The 11240-nt window shown below is 63.5% G+C and carries 15 protein-coding genes; 8 read left to right on the forward strand and 7 right to left on the reverse strand.

The window, feature by feature from the left end:
* Window positions 1–15: 15 nt before the first annotated feature.
* Complete coding sequence (locus tag GCU68_RS08285; protein WP_152940618.1) at window positions 16–1425, reverse strand: ATP-binding protein; 1410 nt, start codon at window positions 1423–1425, stop codon at window positions 16–18.
* 132 nt (window positions 1426–1557) lie between these two features.
* On the opposite strand from GCU68_RS08285, the gene GCU68_RS08290 reads away from it, so the two are divergent.
* Window positions 1558–1926, forward strand: coding sequence for a universal stress protein (locus GCU68_RS08290; protein WP_152940620.1), 369 nt, complete (start codon window positions 1558–1560; stop codon window positions 1924–1926).
* A gap of 2 nt (window positions 1927–1928) precedes the next feature.
* The gene (locus GCU68_RS08295) at window positions 1929–2492 is read left to right on the forward strand and encodes a GNAT family N-acetyltransferase (protein WP_152940622.1); all 564 of its coding nucleotides are present in this window, start codon (window positions 1929–1931) and stop codon (window positions 2490–2492) included.
* A 42-nt stretch (window positions 2493–2534) separates the two neighbouring features.
* On the opposite strand, the gene GCU68_RS08300 is transcribed toward GCU68_RS08295, so the two are convergent.
* A complete protein-coding gene (locus GCU68_RS08300; RefSeq protein WP_152940624.1) occupies window positions 2535–2996 on the reverse strand; it encodes a universal stress protein in 462 nt (153 codons plus the stop codon).
* Between the two features lie 127 nt (window positions 2997–3123).
* Between GCU68_RS08300 and GCU68_RS08305 the strand changes: the two genes are divergently transcribed.
* Both GCU68_RS08305 and GCU68_RS08310 read left to right on the forward strand, forming a co-directional pair.
* Complete coding sequence (locus GCU68_RS08305) at window positions 3124–3591, forward strand: universal stress protein (protein WP_152940626.1); 468 nt, start codon at window positions 3124–3126, stop codon at window positions 3589–3591.
* A gap of 78 nt (window positions 3592–3669) precedes the next feature.
* Window positions 3670–4911: a DHH family phosphoesterase gene (locus GCU68_RS08310; protein ID WP_152940628.1), complete on the forward strand. Its 1242-nt coding sequence runs from the start codon at window positions 3670–3672 to the stop codon at window positions 4909–4911.
* A 69-nt stretch (window positions 4912–4980) separates the two neighbouring features.
* Here GCU68_RS08310 and GCU68_RS08315 read toward each other — a convergent pair whose 3' ends face one another.
* From GCU68_RS08315 to GCU68_RS08330, 4 genes are all read right to left on the reverse strand, one after another.
* The gene (locus GCU68_RS08315) at window positions 4981–5679 is read right to left on the reverse strand and encodes a hypothetical protein (protein ID WP_152940630.1); all 699 of its coding nucleotides are present in this window, start codon (window positions 5677–5679) and stop codon (window positions 4981–4983) included.
* 81 nt (window positions 5680–5760) lie between these two features.
* Complete coding sequence (locus tag GCU68_RS08320; RefSeq protein ID WP_152940632.1) at window positions 5761–6189, reverse strand: DUF5807 family protein; 429 nt, start codon at window positions 6187–6189, stop codon at window positions 5761–5763.
* A gap of 127 nt (window positions 6190–6316) precedes the next feature.
* Entirely contained in the window at window positions 6317–6754 is a 438-nt protein-coding gene (locus tag GCU68_RS08325; protein WP_152940634.1) for a DUF7112 family protein, read from the reverse strand.
* A gap of 25 nt (window positions 6755–6779) precedes the next feature.
* A complete protein-coding gene (locus tag GCU68_RS08330; protein ID WP_152940636.1) occupies window positions 6780–7181 on the reverse strand; it encodes a 30S ribosomal protein S6e in 402 nt (133 codons plus the stop codon).
* A 132-nt stretch (window positions 7182–7313) separates the two neighbouring features.
* On the opposite strand from GCU68_RS08330, the gene GCU68_RS08335 reads away from it, so the two are divergent.
* From GCU68_RS08335 to GCU68_RS08350, 4 genes are all read left to right on the forward strand, one after another.
* Window positions 7314–7595 (forward strand): hypothetical protein, encoded by a 282-nt coding sequence (locus GCU68_RS08335; RefSeq protein ID WP_152940638.1) that lies wholly within the window; start codon window positions 7314–7316, stop codon window positions 7593–7595.
* Window positions 7596–7636: 41 nt separating this feature from the next.
* Window positions 7637–8317 (forward strand): TetR/AcrR family transcriptional regulator, encoded by a 681-nt coding sequence (locus tag GCU68_RS08340; protein WP_193565039.1) that lies wholly within the window; start codon window positions 7637–7639, stop codon window positions 8315–8317.
* A 146-nt stretch (window positions 8318–8463) separates the two neighbouring features.
* Window positions 8464–9330 (forward strand): polyprenyl synthetase family protein, encoded by an 867-nt coding sequence (locus tag GCU68_RS08345; RefSeq protein ID WP_152940640.1) that lies wholly within the window; start codon window positions 8464–8466, stop codon window positions 9328–9330.
* A gap of 9 nt (window positions 9331–9339) precedes the next feature.
* On the forward strand, window positions 9340–9681 hold the full coding sequence (locus GCU68_RS08350) for a hypothetical protein (protein ID WP_152940642.1): 342 nt from the start codon (window positions 9340–9342) through the stop codon (window positions 9679–9681).
* 33 nt (window positions 9682–9714) lie between these two features.
* On the opposite strand, the gene GCU68_RS08355 is transcribed toward GCU68_RS08350, so the two are convergent.
* A complete protein-coding gene (locus tag GCU68_RS08355) occupies window positions 9715–11124 on the reverse strand; it encodes an APC family permease (RefSeq protein ID WP_152940644.1) in 1410 nt (469 codons plus the stop codon).
* Window positions 11125–11240 lie beyond the last annotated feature (116 nt).

The raw sequence follows: 11240 nt of genomic DNA on the forward strand, positions 1-11240 counted from the left end.
GGCACTGTGGTCCGGTCAGTGGTTGTGGTCGTGGTCGTGCCCGTGATCGTGTGAGTGGCCGCCGTCGCCGCCGAGGTCGCCGCCGGCGACGAGCGCGTCGTGGTCGCCGCCCATCATGTCCATGTTCTTCAGCGTATCCCGTTCTTCGAACTCCTCGACGGCGTCGAGCAGATCCTGCTGGGTCAGTGTGGTCCGGTCTTCGGTCAGTGCCTCGAGGACGGCTTCGCGCAGCACCATCCGGAGGTCACTGCCAGTTAGCCCTTGCGTGACGTCGGCGATGAGCTGTGGATCGAACTCCTCGATGTCCATCGTCCGGGTGATGACTCCGAGGATGTCCGCCCGCATGTTGTGGTCGGGTTTGGGGAAGTTGATAATCTCGTCGAAGCGCCGCCAGGCGGCGTCGTCTAACTGGTCGGGGTGGTTCGTCGCGCCGATGAGCAAGACGTCGTCTTCGATCAGCGAGATGTTGTCGATGCTCTTGAGCAGGGTATTGACGGCGCGTTTGAGCGCGGCGTGTTCGTCGCTGCGACGGGTCTTGGCGACGAAATCGAATTCGTCGATGAAGAGAATGCATGGCGAGAGCCGTTTTGCGACCTCGAACGTCTTGTCGACGTTTTTGGCCGTCTCGCCGAGATACTGGCTCGTGATCATCGAGAGTTTGACCTCGACGAACGGCAGATCCATGTTCTGGGCGAGCGCCTGCGCCGTCGACGTCTTGCCCGTTCCCGGCGGCCCGACGAACAGCAGTTTCCCGATCTCGCGCAGACCGATGTTCGCGAGGTAGTCGCGGTGTTCGATCGCCTTCGAAATCTTGTCGAGTTCGTTCTCCTGATCGTCGGTGAGCACGAGATCCTCGAGCGACATGTCGACTTCCTCGGGCGCGCGGACCTCGACGAGGTCGAGCATCTCTTCGTCCTCTTCCTCGTCGAAGTACTCCTCGAGCAGGCCGTCGATCCAGACCCGGTCGGCCTGAATCGGGCGGTTTTGCTCTCGGGCTTCCTCGTGGGTGACGTCGAATTTGTCGCCGAACTCCTCGTGGGTCGTGAAGTGTTTGGCGAGCGTCGGGTTCTCGCGCAGTCGATCGTCGTCGACGCGTTCGACGAACCACTGTTCGGCCAGTCTGTCTTCGACGAGGGTGATCGTTCCCGAGAACTCGTCGCGGTCGGTAAACATCAGATCCGAGATGGCCTCCCAGGGCTGGGTAACGCCCGTCGCCTCCCGAGCGGTACTGTTCGTGGCTGAGAGCGGCCGACTGATGCCGGCGTGCTTGCGTCCGTCTCCCCCGTCACCGTCGTCGTCGGCACCACCGGTCCAGTATACCCGACGGACGGACGGCGGGAGATCGTTCTCATCCAGCGTTCGATCGTCCGAATACACGCTCGTCGTGAGCAGGAACTCTACGACATCGAGCGCCGCATCACTCATTCGGTCAACGTATTCACCACACGGTCTTAACGTCGTCGTCATGCGCAACGCATGCGGGAGATACGCTTACTCGCACTCGAGTAGCTGTTCTGTGGCACAACGGTTTTCGTCCACCGGTACACACGCATGTGTATGAACGTCCTAGTGGGCCTCGTTGGCAGCGACGAATCGATCAAGACGCTTCGGCGCACGATCGATCGCACGCGCGAAGTCGGCGACGATCTCACCGTCGCTATCGTCGAAAAACCCGAGGCGAAACGCTCACAGGAAGCGATGACCGAGCAGGCGGACAAACTCCTCTCTGAGGCGAACATCGACGCGGAGATCACGACGCTCGAGGGCGACCCGGGTAGTGCGCTGGTCGATTACGCCGAGCAAGGCGAGTACGACCAGTTGGTAATCGGCGGCGGCACCTTGAGTCCGATGGGCAAGATTCAGCTTGGTCCGATCACCGAGTTCGTCCTGTTGAACGCGCCGACGACGGTCAAACTGGTGCGATAACGATGGTTGGAACGCGACCGTACCCCGACGAGCCGGCCGGACCGTTTCCCTCGCCGCCGACGACGTTCGAAGACCGGGAGGAGCGGACGATCGAACTCACCGCCGAAGCTGACTTCGAGGACGCGCTCGACGACGTCGTCGACATGTACGCCCATTTCGACCCGACCGATCGAGCACAGGGGATTCCGCCGACCGGTGAATCGCGCATTCGCAACTGGCTCGAGACGATCGCCGACGAGAGCGTCAACGTCGTCGCCCGCCACGGCGAAGACGTCGTCGCCCACGCGACGCTCGTCCCCGACACCGACGATCCGTCGTCGATCGAGGACCGTGGCGACATCGAGTGGGAACTCGCGATTTTCGTCCTGCAGGACTACCAGCGCGCCGGGATCGGGACGAAACTCCTCGAGCACCTGCTGGGCCACGCGAGCGATATCGGAATCGAACAGGTGTGGCTGACCGTTGAGCGCTGGAATAATCCAGCGATCGCGCTCTACGAACGCGTCGGGTTCGAGTCGACCGGCACCGAGAGCTTCGAACAGGAGATGGCGATCCAACTCGAGTGAGTCACCACTGACGATGGACTCCCGTCCGGGTTCACAGCCCGGTCAGACAGACAGCACCGGCTGGCTCGCGTACGCGAGAACGTACTCGGCTGCCTTTTCTAGGACTTCCGACGACGCGGTATCGGTGACCGGCTCTCTGGGAAGCACGATGAAGTCGGCGTCGATCGCGTCGGCAGTGTCGAGGACGACGTTGCCGGGATGACGTGTTTTGCGCGTCTGAGAGAAGCCGTCGTCGACGGCGGTGACGAGCGGCACGTCCGCCTCGTCTGCGATGACCTGTATCCGATCGAAAAAGCCCTGCGTGTCCGTCGCAACGGCCTCCTCGTCGACGGTACCGGCGTTCATTCCCTGTACGACACCCCGACCGAGTACGAACAGGGCGTGGACCGACGCGTCGTAGCGATCGGCGATCGCAATGGCGTACTCGACGGCGGTCGCGGACTCCTCGCTCCCGTCGACCGGCGCGAGAACGGTATCGACGGTAAACGGCTCGCTGTCGTCCATACGCGGTGGTGTGTTCCCCGTCGTCAAAAAGCCACCCGACAATCGCTCGTGGTCGACGCCAGCACTCGCCGTCGACCCCGGAGAAGAGCCGCCGGTGTTTAAGCCGCCTCGGTCGTAATCACCACGCATGTTCGATACGGTTGTGGTCGCCACCGACGGCTCCGAGAGCGTCAAACGGGCCATCGACGTCGCACTCGACCTCGCAGGTCGGTTCGATGCCGAGGTGCACGCGCTCTCGGTCGTCGACGCCAGCGAGGTTGACGCCTCACCCCAACAGCTTCGGGACGAACTGCGAACCGCCCTCGAGACGACCGCCGACGCCGCCCTCGCGACCGTCGAGGAGCGCACGGAGGAGGGGACCGAGATCACGACCGCCGTCCGAGAGGGCCGACCCGCGGCCGAGATCTGTGAGTACGCCCGCGAAATCGACGCCGACCTGGTCGCGACCGGGACCCGCGGCCGCCACGGCGAGAACCGCCTCCTGCTCGGCAGCGTTGCCGAACGCATCGTGCGGACCTCACCCGTCCCCGTGCTCTCCGTTCGACAGCTCGATCCGATGGCTGGCGAGGACGACGCGAACGCACCGGCCCAGTAGCTGCGAGCCGCTGACTGCCGTCCTGTCTCGCCGCTCGAGAGGGGAAGTCACTTCCCCACCCGGCCCGCAGGACGAACCATGTACGACGAACTCATCGACAGTGGTGATCTCCCGCTCGCCCGGAAATCGGTTCTTCCGGGCACCGGCTTTTTTCTGCCCGACACCCTCGAGGAAGACCTCGAAGACGAGCAGACGGCGGCTGCCCTCGAAGGTGCCGACGTAGCCGTTATCGCCGACTCCGACGCCGACGGCCTCGCCTGCGTGGCGCTCATTCGAGAGGCCTACGACGACGTCCGGAACGTCCCCGAACCCGACGACGATGATGCCGTCGACAAGCGAACCGATGCGGCGGATGCCGTCGACGACGCCGAACCCGTCCTCGCTGGCGACGCCGACGACCCACTCGAGGAACCCGAACCGACGCCGCACTCCGTCGCGCTGATCCCCGCAAGCCCACACGACGTCGAGGACGCGCTGGCCCGCGTCGCCGAGTACGGCGACGAGGGAATCGATATCTTCGTCTGTGACCTAGCGCCGGACCGCTACGAGTACGTCGAGGACGAACTCGAGGCAGCCCTCGAGACCGGCGATAGCGTCGAGTGGTACGACCACCATCAGTGGGACGACGACGTCGCCGCGGCGGTTCGCGATGCCGGCGCGACGCTGGTCGTCGGCGACTCCGACGAGGAGTGTAGCGCGGACGTCGTCTACCGCTCGCTCGAGTACGAGTTCGGACCGATGTACGAAGAACTGGCGACCGTTACGCGCGATCACGACCTCTGGCTGCGCGAGGACCCACGAAGCGACGATCTCGCGGACTACGCCTACTGGACCGATCCCGCCGAGTACGTCGAGGTCGTCCGCGAGTACGGCGTCGACCTGCCCGACTGGGTTCGTGAGTTCCTCGAAGAACGCCGCGTCGAGAAGGAAGCGCTGATCGAGCAGGCGGTCGGTCGTTCGGAGTTCCGCGACATCGGCGGCTACACGGTCGGAATCACCTACGGCCGCTGTTCGCAAAACGAGGTCGCCGAAGCGATGCGCGAGCAGGGGGCCGACGCCTCCGTGATCGTCAAACCTGCCGGCTCGGCATCGATTCGGGGAACCGACGAGTTCCAGTTGTGTCACGAGGTCGCGGGCAAGGTCAACGGCGGCGGCCACCCGAAGGCCGCGGGCTGTAAACCCGACATCTACGACGATATGCTCGACTATGCGAACCACTGGACGACCCGCGGCGCGGTGACGAAACAGGTCATCCTCGATGCGTTCCGCGACGTCGTCGCCGAGGCCGACGCGGTGGACGACGAACAGTCCGACGAGTAACTGACTCGAGAGCCACCCCAGAACTGAGAACTCCCCTCGAGCGACTCGAGGGGAGACGCCGACACCGCCCTAATCCTGCGAGAGGACATACCGCATCACGAGCTGAAGGACGTGGACGAACACACCAGCGACGGCGATGTAGACACCGATGGTCTGGAGGCCGACGGAAGCGTTGCGCCGATCGCGAACCTGCCAGATCTCGTAGCCAAGCCGGAGAATAAAGCCAAGGAAGACGAGGACGAAACCGACCAGCAACAGCACCTGCAGGACGAACGTGCCGACGAGAATGGTGCCGATACCGCCGAGGAACGCGTAGTTCGCGAACCGACCCCAGTGTTCGAACGTCCTCGAGCGCGCGTAGATGTACCCCGAGACGAGCGCCGTCAGCAGTGCGGTGACCACCGCCGTAATGCCAAGCACCGTTAGCTGTGTCTCCGGTGGTGCGATCGAGATGACGCCGGCTCCGAAGATCCCGAACGCCAGCTGCAAGACGACCATCCCGACGAACGCGATCCCCATATCGCCGTTCGTGACCCCTCGCTCGGCGAGGAGCTGTCCGGCCATGATCGCCGCCCCGTAGACGAGCACGCCGACGATCGGAAACGCAAAGAGGTAGTCGTTGATCACTGCAAGCGGCGTCGACGCGAAGACGTACATCAACGCGACGGTGATCGTCATCAGCCCAGTCGCGCCGCCGATCACCTGTACCTCGCGACTCGAGAGGCCGAAGCCACGGCCTGTCTCGTGTGGGGTTTCGAAAGAACTCATTGCTCGAGTGTACGGCGTCCGGTCGCAAAAGTATGATCGTTGTGCCTGATCTGTATCCGTGTCGCCGTTTTGACCTCCCGCTTACGCGTCGGCGGGGTTCCAGCGGTCCGAATACGCCGTTCCACAGGTACACTGCGCGTAGGCGTGAATCACGTCTCCCTCGGCGTAGATCCCGCCGACGTCCTCGTTCTGTTCTTCCGCGAAGGCGAAAATGAACTGGACCTCGTGGTCGCCGTCACCCGGCGTTTCGGGACAGGTTCCGCCAGCGAGGTCCGCATCGACGATCCCCTCGAGGTCCATCGCGGATTTAGCGAACTGCATCGCTTCCATCCCGGTCGCTGCCTGAAACGCGTTCCGGCCGCGCTCGCCGTCGACGACGATCACGACACCGTCGTCGACCGCCTCGCCGAACTCAGCCAAGCGGTCGTCAGAGACGTACGAGTCGGCCAGAAACAACGCGACGTCGTCCGGCCGATCTCCGGCCAGAAACTCCTCGAGTGACTCACTCATAGCTCCGAATTACCGCTCGAGGTGGAAAAAAGGCGCTATACTGGTTCCAAACAGCCGCCAGTTGACGGCGGTCGGCGGTCGAATACCCATCGCTGTCGGTACCGGTGACCTCGAATCCGCGCTCGGATTACTGGTCCTCGAGATCTTTCGCGATGTCGTGGAGACTGTCGTTTGGTGGCTCGTGGGCGTCGTAGTAGACGGTCTCGCCCGGTGAGCGGAGTCCGTAGAGGAACTCGGGTTCGATAACGTCGACGAGAACCGAGCCGCCCATCGCCACGTCGTGGTTGTCGACCCAGTCAGTGAGACGATCGGTCGCGCCGGTCGGGTCGCGAGCCTGATCGGGCGTCTCGTAGATGCCGGGGATCGAGAGATTGTCACCGGTCAACGCTCGTTCGACCCGCGCGAAACACTCGTCGCCGTCGAGGGCGACTCGGACGACCTCGTCGGTCGGGAACGCATCGCGATCGTCGGCCGGTACCTCGAGACGGACGCCGGTTGCCGTCTCCGTACACGTCGACCGGACCGTCTGCACTGACGGGTGGTCGCTCGAAATTCGGTCTGCCATTGACGAAACGAAAATTCGGCCGGAGTTACTCGTCGGCGTCCTCGCCGTCGCCGAGCAGCGTGTCGATCTCGGTGCTGCCGGACTCGACGACCGTGGCGTTGATCTGTGCGACGGCGTCGGAGATCTCGCTTCCGCGAACCGTAACGCGCTTGCGCTCACCGTCGCGCGACGGCTTGTAGCCCGTCTGGCGCTCCTTCATCAGCACTTCCTGCAGGTTCGGGCCGGTGACGTCAGGGTTGAGCGGTCGCCCGGCTTCGTCGGAGCCACCGGTGATCTCGAGCGTGTAGCCGTCGAGGCCGACTGCCCCGCCGTCGACTTCCTCGCCGATCGATTTGCCGATGAACCGGTTTGCGTCCTGTTCTTCTGCCTCGAGCTGGTAGGACGACCCGGAATCGGGATCGCCGACGACGACAGTGAAACTTGCCATGTCCGACGGAAGACGGCCGTTGCTCAAAAGAACATCGATACGACCTACACCAGCGCCCCTGATCGGGGTCGATATCGACCGGTGCAGTGGTCGGCTCGAACAGTCAAGTACGTCCCCCGCCTACGTGCGACCGTGTTCATCGACCCAGAGCGACTCGAGACCCGCCTGCGGGAGGAGTTCGGCGGGACGGACGGACAGGTCCGTGTCGTCGTTCGGCAAGCCGTCGACCTCGCAGACGCCGGCCAGTATCAGGCTGACGTCGGTGCGACGTTGACCACCGACGCCGTCGTCGAGGAACTGTCGGATGCCCCCGACGGCTCACCGCCGGAGCGGTGGAACTGGTGGATCGGCTCGCTCGAACTTGCCTACGGCGGCTACGGGGAGTTCGAGATCCGGCGCTATCGAAAGGAGTGAGACCGAAACAGCTTTTCCAGTGCTGACTGATTGGTCAGTCAGTGACCGATCCCGACGTCCACGAAGCGATCATGACCGCGACGTACGAAGCGCTCTGTGAGGAGGGATACAGCGATCTCACCGCGCAGGCGATCGCCGACCGGACCGAACGGAGCAAATCCGCGCTGTTCTATCACTACGGCTCGAGAGAGGCGATCGTCGCCGAGTTCATCGAGTACCTCATCGACGGGTTCGAGTCCCGACTCGCCGCGATCGAGGATCGATCCGCACTCGAGCGCCTCGCCGCGTTCGTCGACTGGTTTCTCTCCGAGCCAGACGACGACGAGTTGGCGTTCCACACCGCGTTACTCGAACTGCGGGCACAAGCCCCCTACAACGACGTCTTCCGCGCGAAGCTGCGCGAAAGCGACGACCGAATCCGACGCGCACTCGAGGAGATCCTCGCGGACGGCCTCGAGGACGGTGTCTTTCAGGACCACGACCCGCAAGCCGTCGCAGCACTGTTGCTCGCAGCGTTCGACGGCGCACAGATTCATCAGGTCACGCTCGACCGGTGTGAGTACCTCGAGACGATCCGCGCGGGAACGGTCGAGCACATCCTCGCGGATATTCTCGAGCCGACAGTCGAACTTCCCGAAGCCGTCGATTTCGACGGATTGCACGACTCACAGCTGTTCGACACGAGTCCCGGCGACGACCGCCCCGGTCCAATCGAACGATAGGTACACTCATGTACGAACGAGTTATTTCACCGTTGTCACGTCGTCGCCCTCTCGCTGAACCCGTTTCGTTCGACTGTGCCCCAATCCGACCCCGCTCGTGGTCCCCCTAACCGACGGGTCGGTCGTGAACCTACTCACTGCTTGAGATGACTGAACACATCTCCACTACGATCCGACGTTTCGCCCGCTCGAGTACCCACACGTCCACGGCTGACCTGCCGTCACCGATCCAGACCGTTGTCGACGACGCGCTGTCACCGCTCGATCGGTCGCTCCCGGTGGCGTTGTGTACCGTCGCCGGCGAGTGCAGCGCCGTCGCGGACGCTCACGGGTTGACCGCGGATGCAGCGCGACTCGAGGCCGTCCTCGAACCGGTCCGCGAGGCCGTCAGATTCCTCGAGGGATACGTCAGGCTTCGGCTCGCGGGGTCGACGACCGATCGAGATACGGCCGTCCTCGCCAGCGACTATCTTCATGCCCGCGCCTACGCAGCCGTCGCCGACTCACCGATTCCGGACGATCGGCTGGTCGACTGCTACCGGCTGCTGACTCGTGGCTCGACGGCGCTCGCCCGCCGGTCGTATTCCGAACTCGAGACGGAGTCGGCGGTTTCGCCGCGCGTCGACGCGGAAGCGACGAGTGCAGGTGTCGCCGGCGCACTCGGCGTAGCAGCCGTCGGTGGCACGACCGAAACACGCAGGTGCCTGCGGCGGTATAGTTATGCCGTAATGAGCGCACTCGCCGCCCAGTCGTCGGCTGCGACCGACGATTTCCACCCTCGAGCAACCGCCGTCAACGTGCTGTCCGGCCGGCCGGCGACGCGAACGCGGGTCGTCGAGGAACGAGCGCCCGTGGAACACGCTGACTCAACCGTCGCAACCGCCCTCGAGCGAGCACGTGATGCCCTCGAGTCGCTCGCCGTTGACGACGCCGACGGCCGTCCACTCGACGGGGCGTCGTCCCCGCTCGTCCGACTCGAGCGAGCAACGCGGCTCCCGTTCCAAATCGGGTGATCGCCACCGATGAGTGCGTACTCGCGTCCGATCTGGCCGGCCTACCCCTTGTCGGCGTTCGTCGCCGGCCTCGGCCACTGGTATCTCGGCGAGTGGAAACGCGGCGTAGCCTGGTTCGTCCTCTATGCGCTCGCGCTCGCGTTTTTGAGCGCGCGGACGCTGTCGGGTGCCCTCGAGATCGGTGAGCCGTTTTTCGTGACGGCACTCCAGTTCGACTCGGTCAGCTTCACTGACGTCGCGGTGCCGCTCGCCGTCCTGATCGTCTGTCTGCTCGACGTCTACCTAATCGGGCTGACGAAACGAACGGCCGCACGGACGCCACCGAACGGGTCGCACTCCGACGGCTTCTGAGGAAAACAGTCGATTCGAGCCGCCGATCGACGCTCAGTCGTCGTTCAGCGCTTCGATTCGCTGGACTACTTCTTCGGACGTCTCGACTGACGTCTCACCGGAGAGTGCATAGAAGACGACACCGAGCACACACCAGCCGAGAACGATGATCCACTCGTAGGGCCAGACGAGCGCAGACTGGCCGCCGGGCAGGTACAGCGTGATGAAAAACGCCGTCAGCACGAACGCGGCGATTCCAACGATGGGGCCGCCGGGAACCTTGTACGGTCGTTCCATCTCGGGTTCGCGGTAGCGAAGCACCAGGAAGGAGACGACGACGAGGAACCAGGCGACGACGATGCCGAGGCCGCCGGCGTTGACGATCCACGTGAGCATCTGCTCGCCGAAAAACGGAGCGATCGCGGAGAGGCCACCGACCAGCAGAATCGCGTTGCTCGGCGTGTTGTGTTCCGGATGGACCTTCGCGAGCGGTTTCGGGATCATTCCCGATTCGGCGAGCGCGAACAGGGCGCGGCTGCCGCCGATGATGAACGCGTTCCAGCTCGTCATGATCCCGGCGATACCCGCGAGTGCCATCAACTGTCCCGCGGCTGTGCTGCTGAACAGGACTTCCATCGCTTGGGCCGCCGGCAGCGTGCTGTCGACGAGTGCTTCACCCGAGAGTGCACGGCTCGAGCCCCAGATAACGGCCATGTAGAAGATCGCTGCCATACCGACTGAGAGTAAGATCAACAGGCCCAGCGTGCGGGCCGGGATGTCGGCTTCCTCTGCAGACTGGGGAATCACGTCGAACCCGACGAACATGAACGGTGTCATCAACACGACGGCGAAGATGCCGGCTGTTCCGGCGCCGAAGGATGGATCGGGCGATGGCTGCCCGTTGGTCACCGCGCCGGCGATCAACACGACACCGGCAAACGCGATGACGACGGTCATGATGATCTGGAACTGGGCAGCGATGCGAATGCCGATGTAGTTCAGGTACGTGATCCCGATCGTTCCCAGCACGCCGACGACGATCCAGGTGGCGTACACTGGTTCTCCGGCGACGTTCCAGAGCGGGATCGCGTCGAACCCGGGAATAATAAACGCCATCGCAGACGGCAGCGCGACGGCCTCGAAGGCAGCGACCGTCACGTAGCCGAAGACGATCGCCCACGTACAGACGAACGAACCGACAGGCCCGAGCGCACGAAGACTGTACACGTGCTCGCCCCCGACCAGCGGCATCGACGACGCGAGTTCGCTGTAGATGATCGCGACAATCGCGACGACGATCCCTCCCGCGACGAACGCAGTGATCGCCCCCAGCGGTCCCCCTTCGTTGATCCAATCTCCAGCGAGAACGATCCACCCCCAGCCGATCATCGCACCGAACGCGAGGATCAGCATCTCTTTGCTATTCAGGGCTTTTTCCAGCCCACTTTGAGTTGTATCTGACATTGATTATCCCTTTGAGTTTCGTTACCGTATGGGCCATAAATACGACACCTAATGTATCTTTCGTAGATATTGTATATCCAGCAAAATCTGAAGCATATTGTGGATTAGATCCGATT

The organism is Natronorubrum aibiense (genome assembly GCF_009392895.1).
Classification (GTDB): domain Archaea; phylum Halobacteriota; class Halobacteria; order Halobacteriales; family Natrialbaceae; genus Natronorubrum; species Natronorubrum aibiense.